This window comes from Clostridium sp. RTP31139st1_H3_RTP31139_211217 (assembly GCF_040227035.1).
GTDB classification, from domain to species: Bacteria; Bacillota; Clostridia; order Clostridiales; family Clostridiaceae; genus Clostridium; species Clostridium saudiense.
Map to the genome: position 1 here is coordinate 92,659 of NZ_JBCOAB010000006.1, position 21,503 is coordinate 114,161.

The window sequence follows — 21,503 nt, forward strand, 5'->3', positions numbered from 1 at the left end:
AAAATAATCTATATTAAATAATAATTTATTTAATATAGATTATTTTATATTTTAATTACTTTTGTATTATTCTTTTTCATTTGTTCATCCTTCATCTAATTGTTTTCTCATTTCTTGAAGTACTTTCTTTTCAATTCTCGAAACTTGTACCTGACTTATACCTAACATTTTTGCTACCTGTATTTGTGTCTTATCCTTAAAATATCTAAGTACTATTATTTGTCTTGATTTTGTATCTAAATTTCTTAAAGCTTCTTTTAAAGCAATTTTTTCAGTAATATTTTTATCTTCAACTGCATTTTCACTTAGCTTATCAATTAACAGCACCGGAGAACCATCATCTTGATGAATTACTTCATAAAGATATTGCATACTTGCAGAAGATTCTAATGCAAATAGTATTTCTTCCTTATTCATTTTAGAGAATTCAGCTAATTCCTCAATTGTCGGATCCCTATTTAATTTTTTAGTTAAAGCTTCTTTATCAAAATGAAGTTTTTTAGCTAAACTTTTTACATTTCTACTAACTTTTATTATTCCATCATCTCTAATAAATCTCTTTATTTCACCAATTATCATAGGAACAGCATAAGTTGAAAATTTAACATTATATTTATCATCAAAGTTTTTTATAGCCTTAACAAGTCCCATGCATCCAATTTGATAAATATCCTCATATTCATATCCTCTATTCATAAATTTTTTACTTATAGAAGTTACTAAAGGCAAATTAGCTTCTATGAGCTTGTTCATGGCATTTGTATCACCTGCTTTAGCCAAAGGTAATAGCTGTGAATTTTCCTCATAGCTTACTCTTTCTTTTTTTACTTCACCCTTTTCCATAAATCTCCCCTAACATGTTAACTAAATTTTTTTGTCATTGTAATTTTAGTTCCTTTTCCCCTTTCGCTTTCAACCTCTAAAGTATCCATAAAACTTTCCATTACTGTAAATCCCATTCCTGATCTTTCAAGGTCTGGTCTTGAAGTATAAAGGGGTTCCCTTGCCTGATCAATATTATCTATTCCTTTTCCATAATCTTTTACTGTAATTGTTACTTCTTTTCCACAAATTGTAGATTCTATTTTAATTATACCCTTTTTATCATTTTCATAACCATGAATAATAGAATTAGTTACAGCCTCTGATACTGCAGTCTTAACATCTGCTATTTCTTCTATAGTTGGATCTAATTGAGAAACAAAAGCTGATACAGCAACTCTGGCAAAACCTTCATTTTGAGACCTACTTTCAAATTCTATACATACTCTATTTTCTTCCATATTTTTAATCCCTCCATTAAATACTCTCAAGTGCTTCATCTACATTATTATAAACAGTTATTATTTTATAAAGTCCTGAAAGTGTAAATACCTTATCAACCCTTTTATTTACATTGGTTATACATACTTTTCCATCCCTATTTTGTACCTTCTTAAGTCTTCCTATAACAACACCAATTCCTGAACTATCCATAAAGGTAACTTCTTTAAAATCCATAATAACCTTTTTTATATTGTCTCTTTCTATTCTATCATCTATCTTAACTCTAACTTCTTCAGCACTATGATGATCTAATTCACCAACAAGTGTAACTACTAATTTATCATTAATTTTATTAAATTTCAAAAACATAAAAATTAACTCTAAAGATAAATATTTAGAGCTTATACCTCCTATCTTTTCCTTCTTTTTCCATAATTTTAACATAATATTTGTTTTGTAGTCAATGACTTTTTACCTTTTTATGGATATCACTATTTAAAAGTTATATCTTCAAGTTAATATTCCTACTAAATAATAAAGTCGGCATAAGCCGACTTTATTATTACACTACTTGATATCTTCCTTTTCCTTATCCTTATATTTATCAATTTCTGTTTGTAAATTAACATAAAAATCATCAATACCTTCACTATCAGATAAAAGAAGCGTTTCTATTGCATCATTTAAATTATTCATAGTGTAAATATGGAACTTACCATTAATAATTGCCTCTTCTACCTCTGCTTTTAATATTAATTCGTCTTTATTAGCTTCTGGAATCAATACCCCCTTACCTTCAAAGGTGTCTAAAATACTGCAAACTTTAAAAAATCCTTCAATTTTTTCATTTACTCCGCCAATAGGTTGAACATCACCAAATTGATTAATTGATCCTGTAACAGCAATATTTTGTTTGATTCCTTTTTTACTTAAAGCTGATAATATACAAATAATCTCTGCAACAGATGCACTATCTCCCTCTACCATTCCATAAGTTTGTTCAAAACTCAAATGAAAATCTACAGGGATATTTTCATAAGGATTTAAAAGATTTGTCAATAATCCTTTTAATATGCTTATTGATTTCTCATGAATCTTACCACTTAAATTACTTTCTTTTTGTATATCGAATATCCTTCCCATACCTTTATAAGCAACACAAGTAATTCTCATTGGCTTCCCAAATGTACAATATCCATTATCTAAAACTGCTAATCCATTAATAGCACCAACTTTTCGTCCCTTAACTTCTATAACAATTTTATCATCTTCATACATACTCATAAATTCTTCTTCGATTAATTCCTGTTCATAAGCAACTGCAAGTATATCATCTTTTAATATTTCCATTCTCTTTTCTTCTCTAGCGTTATTATTTGATAAAACCAATAATTTATCAATATCATCTTCTTCTGCAAGAATTCTCTTTCTGCTACTACTCTTCCTACATAGATACTTCAAAAGTTCGTTCATACCTTCATCACTAATATTAAACAACTCATTCTTTCTAATCTTTTTATCTATTATTTTTTTTATTCCAGCAATTGAATCTTCATTAACTTTAACTACTGGAGAAAATTCAGCTCTTAAAGGAAATAACTTTTTAAAGTCTTCATCTGAATTGTACAAAAGATCGTAAGTTTCATAATCACCAATTAAAATTACTTTTACTTTAACTGGAATTGATTGTGGCTTTAATCCATTAATATTAATAAAATCTAAATAACTCTTATTTGTATCAAAAGAAACCTTATTTGAAATTAGTATTTTCTTTAAATAATAATAACTTAAGTTATTAACAGCTAATGAATTTAACCTTATAATAAGACATCCACCATTTGCCTTTAATATAGATCCTGCACTAATCAATGAAATATTTGTTGTATACATTCCATTATGATTTTCATACTCTATTAATCCAATTAAATTATTTAAATTAGGGTCTTCTTCATAAATAACTGGTGGTGAAGTGTTATTAGTATTATCTACAATAACTCTTACATCATATTTATTCAAAATTTCATATATTTCATTTTCATCATCTTCTATACTCATTGTATAACAATCAATTAAATCTTCTTCAATACATGTAAATAGTCTTTCTAGATATTCATATGAATCATCATCAGTTATAAATTCTAAAAGAGCTTCATCCTTTTCTTCTTCCATTTGAGTAGATAAAAACTTAGAATATATCTTTTTTAATTTTTTAATAGATTTTACTTCAATATCCTTAAGTTCTTCTAAAATAGTCTCTGCCTTTCTTTTTAATGTACCTGCTTTAGTAACTATAACATTTTTATTTTCTGTTTCTAAATTATCATATTCCTTTTCACTCATGGCTTCATCACCACTTAGTGGTATAAATGCAAATCCTTTAGTTGTTGCTTTTACTTCAAAACCTTCTGCCTTTGCCATTTTAGTTAATTCATCTAAATAATTATTTCTTCTATTTTGTATATCTTCAACTAAATAATCCTTTTCATCATTGCTAGAATCACCATAAAAGTCATCTACAACTTCTAAATAAGAATTTTTAATTTCATCAACTGTTTCCTTTAATTTATTCCCTTTACCATTTGCAACAAATATTGCTTCTGGCTTATTTACATCTTCTAATGTAACATAACATATATCTCTAGGTGCTTCTAAATCCTTATACGTATTTTCAATAAAAGACGTTAAATCCTTTAATTTATCTTTTGAAAAGGTATCTATTAAATAAAGATTGTATCCCTCTTTATCTATAGTGATTGCCCTTTCTATTTTTTTATACGCTTCATCAAACTCTTTAATGCCTTTTGTATTTTCTTCAAGTTTGCTTTCTGTTAATGGTATATTGAATTTTATTTCTGATGGAGCTAACTCTCTTTTCATAACCCTCCCACTAAGGTCATAAACTATTAATTTAAATAGTTTTGCCTTCCTTAGAATGATATATATTATATTAATATTCTTATATAATTAATTTAAGCAATAAAATTTAATTTTTTTGATATATTTTTAAATATAATAAAAAGGAAGCAAATATATGCTTCCTTTTTATTAATTTTATATTAATAATTTGAATTTGATTTTGTTCCTTCACATATAGCAATTGAAGCTGATGCCCCTATTCTTGTAGCACCATTTTCAATCATTGCTAAAGCATCTTCTCTGCTTCTAACTCCACCTGATGCTTTAACACCCATATCAGGGCCAACAGTTTCTCTCATAAGCTTAATATCTGCTGCTGTTGCTCCCCCTGTTGAGAATCCAGTAGATGTCTTAACAAAATCAGCTCCAGCTTCTTTTGATAATTGACAAGCAATAACCTTTTCCTCATCAGTTAAAAGGCAAGTTTCTATTATTACCTTAGTAAGTGCCTTTCCTTTAGCAGCTTCAACAACTGCCTTAATATCATTTTTAACGTATTCTAAATCTCTTTCCTTTAATTTTCCTACGTTTATAACCATATCTACTTCTGTAGCACCTTTTTCAATAACATCTTTTGTTTCAAAGGCTTTAACTTCTGTAGTAGTTGCCCCTAAAGGAAAACCTATTACAGTACAAACTTCAACGTCAGTTCCTTCTAAAGCAGTTGCTGCAACAGGAACCATTGATGGATTTATACAAACTGAAGCAAAATTATACTCAACTGCCTCTTTACAAAGTTTTAAAACTTCCTTTTCAGTTGCTTCCGCTTTTAATATTGTGTGGTCAATCATTCTAGCTATTTGTGCCTTATCCATTATAATACCTCCATTTATTTGAAATTTTTCTTAAGTAGCCCCTATCTATTATAATTGATGTACTACAGATTGGAAAGTTTTTTCTAAAATCGTATATATTATTTAAAATTTTTTAATCAAATAGTATACATTAATTTTAAAATAACTTTAATTGTTCAACAGTTTCTTCCTTTACTCCAGATACTGTTACTCCAATTAATCTAATCCCATCTTCAAAAACTTCATCATTTACTATTTCTTGTGCTACGTTATATATAGTATTTAAATCATTTGTATAATAATTTAGACTTCTGCTTCTCGTATGACTTTCGAAATTACTTGTTTTATATTTAACTGTTATAGTCTTAATAAATACATTTCTTCTTTTCAATTCTTCACTTAATTCTAAACAAAATGCTTTTACATAATATAAAATATCCTCTTTATCTTCTGTGTCAAATTTTAATGTATTTTCTCTGCCATATGATTTTCTATCACGATTTACTTTAACTTCTCTATTATCAATTCCTCTTATTCTTTCATATATATCAATTCCATATTTTCCAAAATACTCAATAAAAAATTCTTTTGGTAATTCGTATAAATCATCTACTTTAAACATTCCCATATTATTTAATTTTTTTACTGACTTTTCTCCTAAACCATAAATTTTAGACACAGGTAATGGCCTTAAAATATCTGGTATCATCTCTTTTGTAATAATCTTTATTCCATTTGGTTTATTCCAATCAGAAGCTAACTTTGCTAAAAATTTGTTATATGATATTCCTATTGATAAAGTTAATCCTACTTCTTGAAAAACTCTTCTTTTAATATATTTTGCTGCTTCTAATCCATCATCAAATTTACTTTCACTTAAATCTAAAAATGCTTCATCAATTGAAAGTGGTTCAACAAGTGGCGTAATTTCTTTAAATATATTAAATATTTTATTTGATATTTCTTTATATCTATAATATCTTACTTTAAGGTATATCCCATTAGGACATAACTTTTGAGCAATGAAAATTGGCATTGCTGATCTAACTCCATATTTTCTTGCTTCGTAAGAACAAGTTGAAACAACTCCTCTTTCACTTACACCACCAACTATTACTGGCTTACCTTTTAACTTTGGATTATCCGCTTGTTCAACAGCTGCAAAAAAGGCATCCATATCTACATGTAAAATTATTTTATCCATTTTTCTCCTAGTATAGCACTTCTTCAAAAATTCCTTTATTCTTACTATTAATAAATGAAAGTATCCCTTGAGCTAAAAGTTCATCAATATATCTTCTTTTACTTGACATTGAACAAAAAGATACGATAACTATAGCAATAATAGTTCTAAATCCTTTATCTATATAATATTCATATTCTCCCTCTTCATCACATAAATATTCTATAACCCCTTCAACAATATCTACATTTCGTCTTGGATTATAATTCGATAAAACTCCTATTAATGGTAAAAATTGATTTGCTATTTTAATATTTCTTTTTTGAAGCTGAAGTATAAATTCCATACTTCTATACATCTCACCTGATGATCCATTTAATATAATTGCATTTGCTAATCCTTGTATTCCATTTTTAGATCTAATATTTGAATCTGAAATATGATTAAATATATTTTCAATGAAATCATCAACAGTATCTGCTTGAATATCATTTATAACCCATAATGTACAAAGTAAATAATCATCTTCACTAGTTATATTAGAATATTTTTCTTTTAATATAATAAATAACTCTTTAATTTTTGATATTATATACCTTTTATCCTTTAACTGTGCGTATTTACTAATAGTAAATGCTGTTAAAGCTAAGTATGATCCTGAAAGGAATCCTTCTTCCTCTAAAATTTCCATTGTATCATACATATCTTGAATAAGCTGTTCTTGTTTTTCATTATCAACTGTAGCTATTAATAATGAAAGTATATTTAAAGTATCCCCTCTAAAAGGTGATATTCTTGGCGTATTTAATTTTATATCTTTTCTTATTTCTTTAACTCTCTCTACTAGTATTTCTTTTTCATAATGTGAAAAAACTAAAGATGCAAAATGATTTATTATGTCTCCATCATTTCTTAGTTCTTCCTTAGCTAATCTGTAATTATCAACTGTAATTTGAATTCTGTCAACCAGAAACTTGTCCATTTATTTCCCTCTCCCCATAAACTTTGAATGTATTTAAGTTACTGCATTAAAAGCAATATCTTTCAATACACCTTTTCTTAATTTTTATACTAAATTTTAAGTCTACTTCTTTATTATACTATGAATTTGTGTCATTTTAACAACAATTTATATGTTATTTTATAGGAAATATTTTTACTTATTCCCATTATTCTAGTTGAGCTTTTTGTCATTTTTTGTTAAGATAATTATTAAGGTTAATTTTTAACTTTGTTAATATAAGGGGGCAAAACAATGAATACTATAGTAACAAAATTTGGTGGAAGTTCCTTAGCGGATTCTATCCATTTTAAAAAGGTAAAAAACATAATTGAAGGTAATTCAGAAAGAAAATATGTGGTTCCTTCAGCACCTGGAAAAAGATTTTCTAAAGATTTTAAGGTAACTGATTTACTTTATCTATGCCATGCTCATGTTAATTCAGGCATATCCTTAGATGATGTATTTAAATTAATTTCTGAAAGATACCATTCAATTGTCAACGAATTAGATTTAAATTTTGATTTAAATTCTCACCTAGAAATTATAAAAAAGGATATAGAAAATGGGGCTTCTGTAGACTATGCTGCAAGTAGAGGTGAGTATTTAAATGGTTTAATCCTTGCTAATTATTTAGGAATTGATTTTATAGATGCTAAGGATGTTATCAAATTTAATAAATATGGTTCATTAAATATGGAAGAAACTTATTCTTTACTTAAAGATAAGCTTTCAATCCATGAAAGAGCTGTTATTCCTGGATTTTATGGTTCAGATGAACATGGTGATATAGTTACTTTCTCAAGAGGTGGATCTGATGTAACTGGTGCATTAGTTGCTGCTAGCATTAATGCTAAACTTTATGAAAATTGGACAGATGTTTCTGGATTTTTAATGGCTGATCCTAGAATAGTTAATAATCCTAAAAAAATTAAGACCATTACATATGGCGAACTTAGAGAATTATCATACATGGGAGCCTCTGTTCTTCATGAGGAAGCTGTATTTCCTGTAAGAACTTCTGGTATTCCAATTAATATAAGAAATACTAACGAACCTGAAAATGAAGGTACATTAATCGTTAGTAATGAAACTAAGCATGAAAACACTATTACTGGAGTTGCTGGAAAGCAAAACTTTACAGTTTTATCTATTGAAAAATCTATGATGAATAGTGAGTTAGGATTCTGCAGAAAAATCCTTACTATCTTAGAACAAAATGGAGTTTCTTTCGAAAATATGCCTTCTGGAATAGATACTGTAAGTGTAGTAATTTCTGATTCTAACTTAAAGAATAAAACTGAAATTATTGTTGAAGAAATCAAAAGGGCATGTAATCCCGATTCTGTAGTTGTTTATCCTAACATGGCATTAATAGCTACTGTTGGTACAGGCATGGCTTATACTAAGGGAGTCGCTTCTAAAATATTTACTGCACTTGCTGAAGCTGATGTTAATATTAGAATGATAGATCAAGGCTCAAGTGAAATCAATGTTCTAGTTGGAATTGAAAATGAGGACTTTGAAAAAGGAATTAATGCTATTTATAAAGCATTTAATTAGTTAATAATTTTGAGTTAATAATTATAAAAAGGAAAAGATAGATTTGTGTAAAGGTAAATCTATCTTTTCCTTTTTGTATGATAAGTTGGTAGATTTGTTATCACTGTTCTAATATACCAACTATTTTGCCTTTTCCCACTCTTTCCATGTTTCTGGAGCATTTCCTACAGTTGCTTCCTTACCATTCCTAACTATAGGAGTTACATACAGTGTTGGATTTTTTAATAGCATATCCTCTCTTGTTTCTGCTCCTCTTATTTTATCCATATTTAATTTTTTATAGTCTTTTGAATTTTTATTTATTAAATTTTCAAGTCCTACTGCTTTTTTAACACTTTGAAGCTCACCTTTACTTAAAGCCTTTTCTTTCAAATCTATAAATTGATATGGAATTCTTCTTTCTTTAAAAAATCTTTCTGCTTTCTTAGTATCATTACATTTTTTTGTTCCAAATATTTGTATATTCATTTATTTACCCTTTCTTGTATAAAATAATAAATATTATATCATATAAAATTATTCTATTTTATAAATAATAAAAAAACACACGCTATTTAGATAAATCTAAACAACGTGTGCATTTTATTTAAAATTAGTCATACTAACCAAGATAATTCTATTTAAAGAATTTCTTATTTAGCGTGCTCTTCAACAGCAACAGCAACTGCAACTGTCATACCAACCATTGGGTTGTTACCAGCACCGATTAATCCCATCATTTCTACGTGAGCAGGAACTGATGAAGAACCAGCGAATTGAGCATCTGAGTGCATTCTTCCCATTGTATCAGTCATACCATAAGAAGCTGGACCAGCTGCCATGTTATCTGGGTGAAGAGTTCTACCAGTACCACCACCTGATGCAACTGAGAAGTACTTCTTACCTAATTCGATACATTCTTTCTTGTATGTTCCAGCAACTGGGTGTTGGAATCTTGTAGGGTTAGTTGAGTTACCAGTGATTGATACGTCAACTCCTTCGTGATGCATTATAGCAACACCTTCTCTAACGTCGTTTGAACCGTAGCAGTTAACCTTAGCTCTTGGTCCGTTAGAGTAAGCTTTTGAATTAACAACTTCTAATTTACCAGTGAAGAAGTCAAATTTAGTTTCAACATAAGTGAATCCATTGATTCTTGAAATTATCTTAGCAGCATCTTTTCCAAGACCGTTTAAGATAACTCTTAATGGTTCTTTTCTTACTTTGTTAGCTTTTTCAGCTATTTTGATAGCACCTTCAGCAGCAGCGAAAGATTCGTGTCCTGCTAAGAATGCGAAACATTTAGTTTCTTCTCTTAAAAGCATAGCCCCTAAGTTTCCGTGTCCTAAACCAACTTTTCTATCGTCAGCAACTGAACCTGGGATACAGAAAGCTTGTAACCCTTCTCCGATAGCTTCAGCAGCGTCAGCAGCCTTTGTGCAACCCTTCTTTATAGCGATTGCAGCACCTAAAACGTATGCCCAAGCAGCATTTTCGAATGCGATTGGTTGAGTTTCTTTAACGATTTTATATGGATCTATTCCATACTCATCACATACAGCTTTAGCATCTTCTAATGTTTTCATTCCATATTTTTCTAAAACTGGAGTGATTTGTCCTATTCTTCTTTCATAACTTTCAAATAATGCCATGTCAAAATTCCTCCTTACAAATTATTCGTGTCTTGGATCGATTAATTTAACAGCGTCAGCAACTCTTCCGTATTGACCTGCAGCCTTTTCTAATGCTTCATTAGCATCCATTCCCTTACCGATCATTTCCATCATTTTTCCTAGGTGAACGAACTTATAACCGATGATTTCATTATCTTCATCTAATGCGATTTTAGTAATGTATCCTTCAGCCATTTCTAAGTATCTTGGACCTTTTTCTAAAGTTCCGTAAGTTGTACCTACTTGAGATCTTAATCCCTTACCTAAGTCTTCTAAACCAGCTCCGATTGGTAATCCACCTTCAGAGAAAGCAGTTTGAGATCTTCCGTATACGATTTGTAAGAATAATTCTCTCATTGCTGTATTTATAGCATCACAAACTAAATCTGTGTTTAAAGCTTCTAATATAGTTCTTCCTGGTAATATTTCTGAAGCCATAGCAGCTGAGTGAGTCATTCCTGAACATCCAACTGTTTCAACTAATGCTTCTTGGATAACTCCACCTTTAACGTTTAAAGTTAATTTACAAGCTCCTTGTTGAGGTGCACACCAACCTATTCCGTGAGTTAACCCTGAAATATCTGATATTTGTGTAGCTTGTACCCATTTTCCTTCAACTGGAATTGGAGCACATGCATGATTAGCGCCTTTAGCAACAACGCACATTTCTTCAACTTCTTTTGAATACATCATTATATTTATTCCTCCCTAATTAATATTAGTTATAGCTTGTCTTAAATATATGTAAATATCTAGACCGTACCTAACTGGGTCAAGATTTATCCCACAGGGGCATAAATCTATCCTACTTCTATATAATAACAGATGAATCAATCTGTAACAATATTAAAATTAGATTTTTTTTATCATATTACTAATTTTTATTATTATTTTTTGAAAATATTGACTTTTAAAAACCTTTTAAAAATGAAATTGATAATTATTCTCATTTATATTGATATGTATTTATCTATTTTGATATACTAAAAAACAAAGGTATTGATAATGATTTTCATTTGTTGTAAATTCTTGATTTATCTATTTAATCTAAATTATTTGTTAAATGAATAAATAAAATAAATTTTATATAAAATGACTTCATTATATGAGTACACTTATTTCCATATTTAAAGGAGGTTTTTCGAATGAAAAATGTTGTAGAGATAATTAATGTTGTTGCAAGACAAATTCTTGATTCAAGATGCTTCCCTACTGTAGAAGTAGAAGTTATTTTAGAAGATGGAACTGTAGGAAGAGCAGCCGTACCATCTGGAGCTTCTACTGGTATATATGAAGCAGTTGAATTAAGAGATGGTAATAAAGATTGCTTTATGGGTAAAGGTGTTCAAACTGCTGTTAAAAATGTAAATGAAGTAATAGCAAAAGAACTTATTGGATTTAATGTTTTTGATCAAACAGCAATAGACAAAAAATTAATTGAATTAGATGGAACACATAACAAAGGTAATTTAGGTGCTAATGCTATTTTAGGAGTTTCTTTAGCTGTAGCTCAAGCTGCTTCTAATTTCTTAGGACTTCCTTTATACCAATATGTTGGTGGTGTAAATGCAAAAGTTTTACCTGTACCAATGATGAATATAATCAATGGTGGCTCTCATGCTGACAACTCTGTTGATTTACAAGAATTTATGGTTATGCCTGTAGGCTTTGATTCTTTTGATAAAGCTATCCAAGCTTGTGCTGAAGTTTATCATTCATTAAAGAAAACTTTAAATGATAAAAACTACTCAACAGGTGTTGGCGATGAAGGTGGATTTGCTCCAAACTTAAAATCTAATGAAGAAGCTATTGAAGTTATATTAGAAGCTATAACTAAAGCTGGATATGAACCTGGTAAGGAAATGTTTATAGCCATAGACGCTGCCTCTTCTGAATACTACAAAGACGGTAAATATGTTTTAGAACATGAAGGAAAAACACTAACAGCTTCTGAAATGGTTGACTTCTTAGAAGAATGGGTTAATAAATATCCTATAATCTCAATTGAAGATGGTATGGCCGAAGAAGATTGGGAAGGTTGGAAATTACTTACTGATAGACTTGGCGATAAAGTTCAATTAGTTGGAGATGATCTATTTGTTACTAATACTTCAAGATTAGAAGATGGTATTCAAAGAGGGGTTGGTAACTCAATATTAATTAAGTTAAACCAAATTGGTACTTTAACTGAAACATTAAATGCAATCGAAATGGCTAACAGAGCTGGATATACTGCTGTTATCTCTCATAGATCAGGTGAAACTGAAGATACTACTATAGCAGATTTAGTTGTAGCTGTAAATGCTGGCCAAATTAAGACTGGTGCACCTGCAAGATCTGAAAGAGTTGCAAAATACAATCAGCTTATTAGAATTTCTGAAGAATTGGGTGATGTTGCTGAATATAGAGGAAGAAAAGCCTTTTTTAATATAAAGTAGCTAAATAATTTTCCTATAAAATTTTAACTCTCGAAACAAATTTTCTATCCACGTTATGTACTTAGGATGATACACTTTAGTGTCATCCTTTTACTATTTGTTTATTTTTTCTTATCCTAATGCTACATCTAATATCATCATAGTTATAAATCCTAATATCAAACCTATAGTTGTTAACGCTTTATTTTCAATAGATGCTTCTGGCAATAATTCGGAACCTACAACTGAAACCATAGCTCCGGCTGAAAAAGCTAAGAAAAATGGCAACATGCTTCTAACACCAACAGCTGCCATAGCCCCTAAGAACCCTGCTATTGGTTCAACTATCCCTGATGCTTGTCCATAAAAGAAGCTTTTTGTTCTAGATAACCCTTCTCTTCTTAAAGGTAAAGATACTGCTGCTCCCTCGGGAAAATTTTGAAGTCCTATACCTAAAGCTAAACTTATAGCTGCTCCTATTGTTGCTGATGGTATCCCTGCTGCTACTCCACCAAAAGCTACTCCAACTGCTAATCCTTCTGGTATGTTATGAAGAGTTACTGCAACTACTAATAAAATACTCTTCTTATACTTTTTCACTATTGAGTCTCTTGCTATTTCATCACTTTCAGTTATTACTCCATAAGAATATTTATCCATCATTTTATCAGCAAGTATTATAAAAATACCGCCAGCAAAAAATCCAATTGATGGTAATATAATCTGACTATATCCAAGTTCAGAGCACAGTTCTATCGCTGGATTTAATAATGACCAAAAACTTGCTGCTACCATAACACCTGCCCCAAATCCAAGCATACAATTTAATATTTTTTTATCAACAGTCTTAAAGAAAAATACTAAACATGCCCCAAGCGCTGTTATCGCCCATGTAAATATCGTAGCAACTAAACCTTGTATAACTGGACTTAAGCCCATAAACCATTCCATACCTTTGTATCCCTTTCATTATTCGTATTTTTATCATCATATAAGCAATATATGATAAAATACTACAACACGTTCCAAATACTATTAAATTATTCATTTATTAAATCTTCTTATGTCAAAACCGTTTTCCACTTTTTTCAATCAAAATATATTGACATTTCCACTTCTCCATGGTAATATTATGTATATATTAATTAGGTCGGCATGGCGGAACTGGCAGACGCACATGACTCAAAATCATGCGGTTTTACCGTGAGGGTTCGATTCCCTCTGCCGGCACCATTTATATATCTAACAAGTTAAAAGCCTTGATATTACTCGTTTCCGTAATATCGAGGCTTTTTACTTTTATAACTTTCCCACTATTTTTCCCACTTCTAATAAAAAAAGAAAGTCATTATAGACTCTCTTAAATTACTCTTACTTTCTTTTATACTAAATATTATATTTAAAACAACTCCCTACCCTCTTTTTTTTCAAACCATCTTATAACATCACTGAATTGTGATACTGGCGAAGAATATTTTCTTATTTTTATCATATCATCTAAGATAGCTTGTCCCTCTTTTTCATCTATTATTTGTTTATTATAAGCTTGAAATAATATCCCTAATGTTCCTATTAATGAAATGTTATTTCTCATACAATAAGCCTTAGCTGCTCTCATATCATCGGTTGCTATTGTACAATTCCAATTTTTCGCTATAGATAAACAAGCTGATTCTCCATGTCCAAACCTGCTTCTTAATTTTATATATTCTTTAATCTCATCATTATCACATTCATAATTTATAATATACTCTTCACAAATACCCTCTTTTACTTTATTCTCCAATAACGGTCCTATTATTGGATCAGTAGCTACTTCTATTTTCACATCCAAAGGTATTATAATCTGACCTTTATATAACCTCTCTAATATATGAAATTTATCTATAATTCCAAAGTTAAATATTACTGTACTATCAACTATTAACGGAAGAGGTGGTGAACTAATATTACTCATATATAGACTCCTCCTCTTCGTCTTTATATTCCCAATTCAAAGACATATCATTTATAGACATATCTACATCATTTAAATATTCATCCAACTTTTTTTCACTTATCTCATAATTATTATAACATTTAAGTGCCATCTCTAAATATTTTTTTGATACATATTTCTCTGCTGTTATATTTACTAAATTCTCATCATAACCAAGAGCTCTAGTTAAAGATCTTATTCCCACATTCATATAATAATTTTTATCTTTTATATACCCTAACTTTTCTAACTTAACTAGGATAGCATTCCAACTTACAGAAAAAAAATGTTGTAAATATATTATATCAAAAACATCAATGTTATTTTTCTCATTAAGTCTTTTATCTAATTCCTTAACAACCAATTCATCCGGCATTAAAAAATGTTCAGCGAATTTATCTGCCATAATTTCTATTTCACTTTTTGGATTATTAACACTACAAATACCACCTCTTAAATTCTTATCAAAAAAATAATGCCCTAGCTCATGTGCTGCAGAATATACTTGATGACCTAATGTTTTATTTGAATTTATTGCTATAATATAATTTTCATTATTATTTAAAAAAAGTGCAGATAAGCATTTACTATCAAAAGGCTTTTTAAATAGTAATATATCTAAACTTTCAATCAATCCAAAAATATCTTTTATTGGACTATCGCCTAATCCTAGTTCATTTCTTATATCCCTAGCTCTACTTCTCGCTCTCAGTTCTAACTCCATATTTAAATATTTGCCTCCTTAATTATTTCATTTAACATTTTTACATTACTTAGTATTTTGTTTCCCCAAGCTAATATCTCTGACTCCTTTTCTGTAATTCCCTCACTTCTAAATGCAAAGCTTATATCTTCACTTTTATTTGTATTGTCACATATAAAATATTCTAATGAATATCCATAAAGACTTGAAAATTTATTTAATAACTCAATATCAACTTTTGCTTCTCCCTTTTCTATATTTATAATCTTAATTCTACTTATTCCTAATTTATTAGCTACATAATCTTGAGTAAATCCAAGTGTCTTCCTTGCAGATTGTAATTTTTCAGCAACCTCTTTTTTCATATAAAATACCTCCCTAAAAGATCACATTAACATATATCTTTTTTTCTTCCTTACAATTATATTATACACAAAAGTAGTTATTTTGATACATTTTTATATAAAAAATATTAAAAAGTTGTTTTTTATATACATTGTAAAATTTTTAATAAACAAAATGAGTATAGTAACTATTTATTGCTATACTCATTTCTCTTTATATAATTTAATCCTTCCGTAAAGGATTTACTTTTAACAATATAACTTTTAAATAAAAAGAACTTTATTTCTAGAGTTCTCTTGTGATTATATCTACTTATTTTAATTAGAAAATATTTCCATACCATAATGACTCATATAATCTTGCACATCGTATAGATTACTACTCAACATTTCATATGATGTTGCTCTAGTTTGCTTTGCGAATGCTTCATATACTCCATTACAGTAAATACTATAAAGTTTATTATTTTCTATGTATTTACTAACTTTTGTTTTATTATAGTAGTCAAATTCACTCTTCATATATTTTCTTATTTCTTTAAGTATTTCCATAGCTCCTTTTTTATCACCATTATTAAGAAGCTCAAATCCTTTTTCAGCCATACTTACATAATAGTCTATGTGCTCTCTCATTTCTTCTTTCTCTATAATTCTTTTGTCAAATTCAAGTACAATATTCTTCACGTTTAATTTACCCCCTATTAAATTAATATTTTATCTTAGATACATTATTATTTTTAAAATGGCATATTATCTATATCATTCTCTATACTCATAGTATCTTCATCAAAATATTCTTTAAAATTAATATATTTGTTTGGAATATCACTTTTAAAAATAGTTGGTATATCTTCAAAACTTCCATTAATTAATATTTTTAAAATCATTGCATACTCCATATTACTTGAATTCAATTTAACTCCATTTATTTCAATACAAGAATTTGAATTAAACTGATCTTCTCCATCCCTATATAACACTATATTGAATTCATCATCATACTTCTTGCTAGATATCTCACAATAATATCTTATATTACTTAACTTATTATTGAATGCTAATAAAAATAACTCCCCTACTGCTACAGCCCTTTCAGCATCATTAAATGTAGGTCTAGTATAATCATGCTCTATTTTATTTCTTAGCTTTCTAATTTCATCGATTATTATTAAGTTTAGATTTAATAAATAACTTGTTAGTGATATTACTGATATTGATTCCTTCTTGATTAATTTATTTAAATAATGATAATTTTTAGTATCTATATTATTAATAAATCCATATTTTTTTATAAAAGTTTCGCACTTGCAATCTATAAATCTCTTTATATTACTTATAATTTCTACTATCTCTCTAGTTGTTATATTTTCACCTTTATCTATAACTTGCTTTGCCCATGCAAAATACTCTTCTGCAGTTATTTCAGTTTTACCTATACCAAAATCCTCACACTCGAAAAATACACTTTGTTTACTCTCTAGAGTTAATACATTAAAATTAGTCCAATCTATTTTTTTCATTCCTAAATCTAACACTTATAATACCCCCTCAAGAAATATTATACTATTTAACTAATAAAAATACATATTTATATTTTAATACATATTTCTCATTATTAATCGTAGTTTAGATGTATACTCTTAAAATAATTTAATACCATTTGCTTCACTTCACATGACGAATAATATATCTCTTTATTATTAATATCCCTAAATACATAACCACTATAAAAAAAAAGTCAACTGCATATATACTGATTTTATCTCTAATTAATTTACCTACTTTTCTTCGAGTATTTGCATTACAAACAACTACTGGCAATAAATTAATTGGTATGATCCTTTTATTAATATCATTATATGCCACCTGTATCCTCCTTTATTTTTAAAGTAAGAAAGATTTATCACTACGATAAACCTCAAATCAACTGTTGTATAACATGAATTAACTTTCCATAATCTGAACAACTAACTATTTCTTTATCTTTTATTGCTCTCGTAAATTCTGTTCCCTTATCATAATTAGCAAATGCTTCATTGATAGCAGCTCCAGTAACTTTTAACTCACTACCATCTGAAAGTTTTATAATTATTAACTTATCTAAATCCTTTATTAAAGCCTTTTTAATCTTATTTAACCTATTCCTACTTATCATTAACTAATTCCTCCAACTCTTGAACTTGCTTTTCTAATTCATCAGTTCTAATACTGTTTAAAATAGAATTACATGAGTAAATTATTGCATTAGCTTTTTTAACATCTATTTCATCATTAGCGATCATATTAGTAACCTTGGCTAAAGTCCTTCTTATATCCTTTGAACTACTTAATCTAAAACTTGTTTTTTTACTTTTAGTACCCATAGGGGAGTATACCCCTCCTTTCTTTCTTAGTATTTTCAATGCTTTAAGCCTATTTTTCATATACAAAAAGGAGCCTTTTTCGCCCCTTTTATTGCATATTTAAAGCATAAATTTATTGCACTTCTTCCCATGGAATTATTGTTAAGTCATCTTTTAATCTTGTTTTAATAAAAGTAATATTACTCTCTAATCCTGTAGATAAAGATTCTTTTATTCTATAAGGACTCATGTGCATTTCTATATTATTCCTTAAATTATTTAATGATTTTTTATTATATCCTCTATTGTCTTTTGGTATTAATACAGAAAATCCATATATTTTTTCACATTTTGATGATAAACTTCTTAACATTGCTAGGGCGTTGTAATCATCTTTATATACATTTATAATGTTTTGGAAATCTTCTTGATTTGTAATTGCTCCTGCTTCAATCATTTTCATTGCATTTGTTAATCCTGTTTGATAATTTGAATCTAATAATCTTCCAGCAGAATTATCTCTCCACTTTTTCTCTAAAGCTTCAATTCCACTTTCTAATATATCTAAAGCTCTATTTTGAGCATTTTGTGCAACATCTTTAAATGGTGCTGCTATTTTCTCTATTTCAATTTCCTTACCTTCTTGCGTTAAATATGATTTGCTTTCTATTTGGGTTACTTTACTCTTAAATAATTCCTGTTGTCTTTTATATCCTTCAATAACATTTAACAATTCACTTTTCTTACTCATTGATCTTCTCTCCTTCATCTTTCATTTTCTTAACTTTATTCTGCCAATACTTCTCCTGGTAAGCTTTCGACTTATCTTTATTTCTAGCTCTCCACTCTCTTGCATAAGCATTTTTTAACTTTCTTGCTTCATCATTCATTGCTGCAGCTCCTTTCTTTAAAATAAAAAAGACTACAGGAAATATAAAACTTATTAATAGGTGCAAACTTGCACTTATCTTTAAGTTAATATATTTCCCGTAGCCTTTATATGCTTTCCACTTAATCAAGTGGGGTACTATCTTTTTATTTATTTTTATCTTTATATTCATTATACCACATAATACTACATTTTTCACTAACATATATATTTAATTTTTTTGTAGTTACTCCTTTTAATTTCATAATAACTACATAATATAAAATAAGGTGCTTCTAAAATAGAAACACCCCTCAATATAAGTAACTATATTCCCCATTCTTCTTTTAACTGATTAACTAACTTCATCATTTCCCCATCATCTTTTGCTATATCGGGGTGATATGCCTTTGCTAATGTTTTATATATTTTCTTATACTTATCTTTATCTGCTTCATTGTAGTTACTTTGTTTATTATTATAGTAACTACTGTTTGAATTATTATTGTAGTTACCTTTGGAATTTTTGTAGTAACTACGTTCTCTTTCCTTATGTGCTTCATATTGTCTTTTTATAAAATCCAGTAACTCTGGCTCTCTCAACTTTCCAAATATATCGTAACATTTATCATAACTATCTTTACCATACTTCTTTTCAAACTCTTTTTTATCTATATTATATTTATTAATTATCTCCTAATGTTTTTTATGAGTTTTATATTCTTCTGTTTCCTGGTACTCACTTTTTATTTTATATTCTAATTGGTCTAATTTTTTATATATAATATCACATAGCTCTTCTTCTGTTATCCCTATTGCTTTAGCTTTACTTTCTATATCACAAAAATCATGTATTCCAGCTCCATTAGTAGCTATACAATAGTAATCCATTGTGCATATGCTCCATTGTTTCTTTTTAACTCTTCCTTTTTCCCTATAACTTTTATGAACACTTATCTTATATGCCTTTTTTATAGTTCTTTCAAATCTCCCCCCAGTAAATCTATATGAATAAAACTTAACTTGTTGGCCATTCATAATCCACTCATTTAGATATGCTTCTAATTCCTTGTATTCTCCATTTAAAACACTCTTCTTTAATTCTACCTCTTGTATTACACAATACATATTATCCTCCTTAAAACAATAGGCATTGCCACTCGTGGCAACACCTATTTTAAATTATTTAATATCTACATAAATCCTATTATATTTACCCGTTTTATAGGTATCACTAACTTTTATAACCTTACATCCCTTTGATAATACTTTTATTACCTTCTCTTTCTCTGCTTCATTTTCATATTTAACCTGTAACTTAACCATTATTCCTCCTATAGTCTTAATAAACCTTTATTCTTAATCAATCTATGCAACTCTCTTTGCCCTTCTATTCCCTTTAATGATTTACTAATAATCAAGGATATTTGACCTTTTTTATCCCTTCTAGCACTTATTACTCCATGTTTTAAATCTCTAATTATAACCCTATATAACTTGCCTTTATATTTAAATTTATATTTAATCATATATATCTCCTTTATTTTACTCTTGATTATTTAGGAGCATATAGGATACACTATAGTTGTTAAATTATTAGGGTATCCTATGGATAGCTCCTTGCTTATAGATATTGGTAGTATCTATAAGCTTTTTTCTTTTTAAATTTTCTTCTTTTACCTAACATTATCTTTCCCACTTCTATTTTGGTAGGCTTGTCTGCATTTTTATACTTTTTACCTATCTCCAAAACCTTATTTTCTAATTCATCAATCTTATCTATAACTATCACCTCTATATTTTTTAACTAAGAAATGTTATTTTAATCGGATTAACTGTGAAAACTTTTCCTTCTTCTGTTTCAACTAGAGCTTGTATATTGGTCTTTAACCCCTCATTCACATTTCCTAAATATTCAACTATCCATTTATGGAAATATCCATATTCATAATTTATAACAGGTTCTAACGCCTTAAAGTTTTCTTCTCCAATTTCTTCAATTAAATCTTTTTTAAAAGTTCCAGGATCATAAATATAATTATCTATATTTACATACTTAAAAGTTTGTTCTTCTGTTAAGCTTTTATAACCATAACAATACTCAACTTTTGAAACCCATCTTACTTTTCTTAAATTATTTCTTTGATTCAATTTGTACACACTCCTTTTTTAACTGCTCTAACATTCTAAAACTATTGTTAAATACTTCTACAATCCCCTTCATTACATCTTTTTTTAAGTCTTCCATACCTTTCTCATTTCTATATATATCAATAGCATTTAATAAGGTTTCTGTTTTTGATTTATTTAATTCGTCCTCTAATTGTTCTACTTCCTCTAGTGTCATAATAAATATTACCTCTCTATCTCATGAAGTTACTTATTCTTGAATAATCTCCTTCCCAATTTAAAGCTATTGTTCCTTTTTTCCCATGTCTATTTTTTAATACAGTTAAGTTTATACAATTTGGATTTTT

Annotated in this window: 30 protein-coding genes and 1 tRNA gene; 3 read left to right on the forward strand and 28 right to left on the reverse strand. The window is 28.4% G+C overall.

Going from position 1 to position 21,503, the window contains the following annotated elements; translation table 11 throughout:
• Positions 1-84: 84 nt before the first annotated feature.
• The 7 genes from sigF to ABUA17_RS04435 all read right to left on the reverse strand — a co-directional run bounded on the left by sigF (position 85) and on the right by ABUA17_RS04435 (position 7,141).
• On the reverse strand, positions 85-843 hold the full coding sequence (gene sigF, locus ABUA17_RS04405; RefSeq protein ID WP_042396457.1) for an RNA polymerase sporulation sigma factor SigF: 759 nt from the start codon (positions 841-843) through the stop codon (positions 85-87).
• Positions 844-860: 17 nt separating this feature from the next.
• The gene (gene spoIIAB, locus ABUA17_RS04410; RefSeq protein ID WP_042396459.1) at positions 861-1,283 is read right to left on the reverse strand and encodes an anti-sigma F factor; all 423 of its coding nucleotides are present in this window, start codon (positions 1,281-1,283) and stop codon (positions 861-863) included.
• Between the two features lie 16 nt (positions 1,284-1,299).
• Positions 1,300-1,635: an anti-sigma F factor antagonist gene (gene spoIIAA, locus ABUA17_RS04415; protein ID WP_042396521.1), complete on the reverse strand. Its 336-nt coding sequence runs from the start codon at positions 1,633-1,635 to the stop codon at positions 1,300-1,302.
• 198 nt (positions 1,636-1,833) lie between these two features.
• Positions 1,834-4,143 carry an AAA family ATPase gene (locus ABUA17_RS04420; protein ID WP_042396461.1) on the reverse strand — a complete coding sequence of 770 codons (2,310 nt, stop codon included), beginning with the start codon at positions 4,141-4,143 and terminating at the stop codon, positions 1,834-1,836.
• Positions 4,144-4,322: 179 nt separating this feature from the next.
• Complete coding sequence (gene deoC / locus ABUA17_RS04425; protein WP_042396463.1) at positions 4,323-4,997, reverse strand: deoxyribose-phosphate aldolase; 675 nt, start codon at positions 4,995-4,997, stop codon at positions 4,323-4,325.
• Between the two features lie 136 nt (positions 4,998-5,133).
• The gene (locus ABUA17_RS04430) at positions 5,134-6,180 is read right to left on the reverse strand and encodes a DNA polymerase IV (RefSeq protein WP_042396465.1); all 1,047 of its coding nucleotides are present in this window, start codon (positions 6,178-6,180) and stop codon (positions 5,134-5,136) included.
• A gap of 7 nt (positions 6,181-6,187) precedes the next feature.
• On the reverse strand, positions 6,188-7,141 hold the full coding sequence (locus ABUA17_RS04435; protein ID WP_042396470.1) for a DUF4003 family protein: 954 nt from the start codon (positions 7,139-7,141) through the stop codon (positions 6,188-6,190).
• Positions 7,142-7,414: 273 nt separating this feature from the next.
• Between ABUA17_RS04435 and ABUA17_RS04440 the strand changes: the two genes are divergently transcribed.
• A complete protein-coding gene (locus ABUA17_RS04440) occupies positions 7,415-8,722 on the forward strand; it encodes an aspartate kinase (RefSeq protein WP_042396472.1) in 1,308 nt (435 codons plus the stop codon).
• Between the two features lie 120 nt (positions 8,723-8,842).
• On the opposite strand, the gene ABUA17_RS04445 is transcribed toward ABUA17_RS04440, so the two are convergent.
• From ABUA17_RS04445 to ABUA17_RS04455, 3 genes are all read right to left on the reverse strand, one after another.
• Positions 8,843-9,190 (reverse strand): arsenate reductase family protein, encoded by a 348-nt coding sequence (locus ABUA17_RS04445; protein ID WP_042396475.1) that lies wholly within the window; start codon positions 9,188-9,190, stop codon positions 8,843-8,845.
• Between the two features lie 164 nt (positions 9,191-9,354).
• The gene (locus tag ABUA17_RS04450; protein ID WP_042396477.1) at positions 9,355-10,353 is read right to left on the reverse strand and encodes a GGGtGRT protein; all 999 of its coding nucleotides are present in this window, start codon (positions 10,351-10,353) and stop codon (positions 9,355-9,357) included.
• 21 nt (positions 10,354-10,374) lie between these two features.
• Positions 10,375-11,067, reverse strand: coding sequence for an iron-sulfur cluster assembly scaffold protein (locus ABUA17_RS04455; RefSeq protein ID WP_042396479.1), 693 nt, complete (start codon positions 11,065-11,067; stop codon positions 10,375-10,377).
• A 452-nt stretch (positions 11,068-11,519) separates the two neighbouring features.
• Here ABUA17_RS04455 and eno point away from each other — a divergent pair, with 452 nt between their 5' ends.
• Positions 11,520-12,812 carry a phosphopyruvate hydratase gene (gene eno / locus ABUA17_RS04460; RefSeq protein WP_042396483.1) on the forward strand — a complete coding sequence of 431 codons (1,293 nt, stop codon included), beginning with the start codon at positions 11,520-11,522 and terminating at the stop codon, positions 12,810-12,812.
• Between the two features lie 111 nt (positions 12,813-12,923).
• Here the strand turns inward: eno and ABUA17_RS04465 are convergent, their stop codons facing one another.
• The gene (locus ABUA17_RS04465; RefSeq protein ID WP_042396485.1) at positions 12,924-13,742 is read right to left on the reverse strand and encodes a ZIP family metal transporter; all 819 of its coding nucleotides are present in this window, start codon (positions 13,740-13,742) and stop codon (positions 12,924-12,926) included.
• Positions 13,743-13,940: 198 nt separating this feature from the next.
• Between ABUA17_RS04465 and ABUA17_RS04470 the strand changes: the two genes are divergently transcribed.
• Positions 13,941-14,024 (forward strand) — tRNA-Leu (locus ABUA17_RS04470).
• 166 nt (positions 14,025-14,190) lie between these two features.
• On the opposite strand, the gene ABUA17_RS04475 is transcribed toward ABUA17_RS04470, so the two are convergent.
• The 17 genes from ABUA17_RS04475 to ABUA17_RS04555 all read right to left on the reverse strand — a co-directional run bounded on the left by ABUA17_RS04475 (position 14,191) and on the right by ABUA17_RS04555 (position 21,373).
• The gene (locus ABUA17_RS04475; RefSeq protein WP_349818174.1) at positions 14,191-14,748 is read right to left on the reverse strand and encodes a PIN domain-containing protein; all 558 of its coding nucleotides are present in this window, start codon (positions 14,746-14,748) and stop codon (positions 14,191-14,193) included.
• Positions 14,741-15,493 carry an ImmA/IrrE family metallo-endopeptidase gene (locus tag ABUA17_RS04480; protein ID WP_349818175.1) on the reverse strand — a complete coding sequence of 251 codons (753 nt, stop codon included), beginning with the start codon at positions 15,491-15,493 and terminating at the stop codon, positions 14,741-14,743. The genes ABUA17_RS04475 and ABUA17_RS04480 overlap by 8 nt, the downstream gene beginning before the upstream one ends.
• A gap of 2 nt (positions 15,494-15,495) precedes the next feature.
• A complete protein-coding gene (locus ABUA17_RS04485; RefSeq protein ID WP_349818176.1) occupies positions 15,496-15,837 on the reverse strand; it encodes a helix-turn-helix domain-containing protein in 342 nt (113 codons plus the stop codon).
• A 297-nt stretch (positions 15,838-16,134) separates the two neighbouring features.
• Positions 16,135-16,500, reverse strand: coding sequence for a hypothetical protein (locus ABUA17_RS04490; protein WP_349818177.1), 366 nt, complete (start codon positions 16,498-16,500; stop codon positions 16,135-16,137).
• Positions 16,501-16,553: 53 nt separating this feature from the next.
• Positions 16,554-17,351, reverse strand: a complete 798-nt coding sequence (locus ABUA17_RS04495; RefSeq protein ID WP_349818178.1) for a hypothetical protein — start codon at positions 17,349-17,351, stop codon at positions 16,554-16,556.
• Between the two features lie 130 nt (positions 17,352-17,481).
• Entirely contained in the window at positions 17,482-17,682 is a 201-nt protein-coding gene (locus tag ABUA17_RS04500) for a hypothetical protein (RefSeq protein WP_349818179.1), read from the reverse strand.
• Positions 17,683-17,734: 52 nt separating this feature from the next.
• A complete protein-coding gene (locus tag ABUA17_RS04505) occupies positions 17,735-17,971 on the reverse strand; it encodes a hypothetical protein (protein ID WP_349818180.1) in 237 nt (78 codons plus the stop codon).
• Positions 17,961-18,179, reverse strand: a complete 219-nt coding sequence (locus ABUA17_RS04510) for a hypothetical protein (RefSeq protein ID WP_349818181.1) — start codon at positions 18,177-18,179, stop codon at positions 17,961-17,963. The genes ABUA17_RS04505 and ABUA17_RS04510 overlap by 11 nt, the downstream gene beginning before the upstream one ends.
• A 112-nt stretch (positions 18,180-18,291) precedes the next feature.
• Positions 18,292-18,909, reverse strand: coding sequence for a hypothetical protein (locus ABUA17_RS04515; RefSeq protein WP_349818182.1), 618 nt, complete (start codon positions 18,907-18,909; stop codon positions 18,292-18,294).
• Positions 18,902-19,252 carry a hypothetical protein gene (locus tag ABUA17_RS04520; RefSeq protein ID WP_349824092.1) on the reverse strand — a complete coding sequence of 117 codons (351 nt, stop codon included), beginning with the start codon at positions 19,250-19,252 and terminating at the stop codon, positions 18,902-18,904. Before ABUA17_RS04520 ends, ABUA17_RS04515 begins: the two co-directional genes overlap by 8 nt.
• Positions 19,253-19,353: 101 nt before the next feature.
• Positions 19,354-19,629, reverse strand: a complete 276-nt coding sequence (locus ABUA17_RS04525) for a hypothetical protein (protein WP_349818184.1) — start codon at positions 19,627-19,629, stop codon at positions 19,354-19,356.
• A gap of 93 nt (positions 19,630-19,722) precedes the next feature.
• Positions 19,723-20,154, reverse strand: coding sequence for a hypothetical protein (locus ABUA17_RS04530; RefSeq protein ID WP_349818185.1), 432 nt, complete (start codon positions 20,152-20,154; stop codon positions 19,723-19,725).
• Positions 20,155-20,208: 54 nt separating this feature from the next.
• Positions 20,209-20,352: a hypothetical protein gene (locus tag ABUA17_RS04535; RefSeq protein WP_349818186.1), complete on the reverse strand. Its 144-nt coding sequence runs from the start codon at positions 20,350-20,352 to the stop codon at positions 20,209-20,211.
• A gap of 8 nt (positions 20,353-20,360) precedes the next feature.
• Positions 20,361-20,555 carry a hypothetical protein gene (locus ABUA17_RS04540; protein ID WP_349818187.1) on the reverse strand — a complete coding sequence of 65 codons (195 nt, stop codon included), beginning with the start codon at positions 20,553-20,555 and terminating at the stop codon, positions 20,361-20,363.
• A gap of 95 nt (positions 20,556-20,650) precedes the next feature.
• The gene (locus tag ABUA17_RS04545) at positions 20,651-20,818 is read right to left on the reverse strand and encodes a hypothetical protein (protein WP_349818188.1); all 168 of its coding nucleotides are present in this window, start codon (positions 20,816-20,818) and stop codon (positions 20,651-20,653) included.
• Positions 20,819-20,829: 11 nt separating this feature from the next.
• Positions 20,830-21,177, reverse strand: coding sequence for a hypothetical protein (locus ABUA17_RS04550; protein ID WP_349818189.1), 348 nt, complete (start codon positions 21,175-21,177; stop codon positions 20,830-20,832).
• A complete protein-coding gene (locus ABUA17_RS04555; protein WP_349818190.1) occupies positions 21,161-21,373 on the reverse strand; it encodes a hypothetical protein in 213 nt (70 codons plus the stop codon). The genes ABUA17_RS04550 and ABUA17_RS04555 overlap by 17 nt, the downstream gene beginning before the upstream one ends.
• Positions 21,374-21,503: the final 130 nt, after the last annotated feature.

Excerpts from the sequence above, each read along its gene's own strand:
- ABUA17_RS04435 (WP_042396470.1), bottom strand. The coding sequence starts at position 7,141 with ATGGACAAGTTTCTGGTTGACAGAATTCAAATTACAGTTGATAATTAC.
- ABUA17_RS04450 (WP_042396477.1), bottom strand. The coding sequence starts at position 10,353 with ATGGCATTATTTGAAAGTTATGAAAGAAGAATAGGACAAATCACTCCA.
- ABUA17_RS04505 (WP_349818180.1), bottom strand. The coding sequence starts at position 17,971 with ATGATAAGTAGGAATAGGTTAAATAAGATTAAAAAGGCTTTAATAAAG.
- ABUA17_RS04535 (WP_349818186.1), bottom strand. The coding sequence starts at position 20,352 with ATGGTTAAGTTACAGGTTAAATATGAAAATGAAGCAGAGAAAGAGAAG.
- ABUA17_RS04530 (WP_349818185.1), bottom strand. The coding sequence starts at position 20,154 with ATGTATTGTGTAATACAAGAGGTAGAATTAAAGAAGAGTGTTTTAAAT.
- ABUA17_RS04445 (WP_042396475.1), bottom strand. The coding sequence starts at position 9,190 with ATGAATATACAAATATTTGGAACAAAAAAATGTAATGATACTAAGAAA.
- ABUA17_RS04515 (WP_349818182.1), bottom strand. The coding sequence starts at position 18,909 with ATGAGTAAGAAAAGTGAATTGTTAAATGTTATTGAAGGATATAAAAGA.
- ABUA17_RS04520 (WP_349824092.1), bottom strand. The coding sequence starts at position 19,252 with ATGTTAGTGAAAAATGTAGTATTATGTGGTATAATGAATATAAAGATA.
- ABUA17_RS04485 (WP_349818176.1), bottom strand. The coding sequence starts at position 15,837 with ATGAAAAAAGAGGTTGCTGAAAAATTACAATCTGCAAGGAAGACACTT.
- spoIIAB (WP_042396459.1), bottom strand. The coding sequence starts at position 1,283 with ATGGAAGAAAATAGAGTATGTATAGAATTTGAAAGTAGGTCTCAAAAT.
- ABUA17_RS04420 (WP_042396461.1), bottom strand. The coding sequence starts at position 4,143 with ATGAAAAGAGAGTTAGCTCCATCAGAAATAAAATTCAATATACCATTA.
- ABUA17_RS04540 (WP_349818187.1), bottom strand. The coding sequence starts at position 20,555 with ATGATTAAATATAAATTTAAATATAAAGGCAAGTTATATAGGGTTATA.
- ABUA17_RS04555 (WP_349818190.1), bottom strand. The coding sequence starts at position 21,373 with ATGACACTAGAGGAAGTAGAACAATTAGAGGACGAATTAAATAAATCA.
- ABUA17_RS04510 (WP_349818181.1), bottom strand. The coding sequence starts at position 18,179 with ATGGGTACTAAAAGTAAAAAAACAAGTTTTAGATTAAGTAGTTCAAAG.
- ABUA17_RS04465 (WP_042396485.1), bottom strand. The coding sequence starts at position 13,742 with ATGGAATGGTTTATGGGCTTAAGTCCAGTTATACAAGGTTTAGTTGCT.
- ABUA17_RS04430 (WP_042396465.1), bottom strand. The coding sequence starts at position 6,180 with ATGGATAAAATAATTTTACATGTAGATATGGATGCCTTTTTTGCAGCT.
- deoC (WP_042396463.1), bottom strand. The coding sequence starts at position 4,997 with ATGGATAAGGCACAAATAGCTAGAATGATTGACCACACAATATTAAAA.
- eno (WP_042396483.1), top strand. The coding sequence starts at position 11,520 with ATGAAAAATGTTGTAGAGATAATTAATGTTGTTGCAAGACAAATTCTT.
- ABUA17_RS04475 (WP_349818174.1), bottom strand. The coding sequence starts at position 14,748 with ATGAGTAATATTAGTTCACCACCTCTTCCGTTAATAGTTGATAGTACA.
- ABUA17_RS04440 (WP_042396472.1), top strand. The coding sequence starts at position 7,415 with ATGAATACTATAGTAACAAAATTTGGTGGAAGTTCCTTAGCGGATTCT.
- ABUA17_RS04480 (WP_349818175.1), bottom strand. The coding sequence starts at position 15,493 with ATGGAGTTAGAACTGAGAGCGAGAAGTAGAGCTAGGGATATAAGAAAT.
- spoIIAA (WP_042396521.1), bottom strand. The coding sequence starts at position 1,635 with ATGTTTTTGAAATTTAATAAAATTAATGATAAATTAGTAGTTACACTT.
- ABUA17_RS04455 (WP_042396479.1), bottom strand. The coding sequence starts at position 11,067 with ATGATGTATTCAAAAGAAGTTGAAGAAATGTGCGTTGTTGCTAAAGGC.
- sigF (WP_042396457.1), bottom strand. The coding sequence starts at position 843 with ATGGAAAAGGGTGAAGTAAAAAAAGAAAGAGTAAGCTATGAGGAAAAT.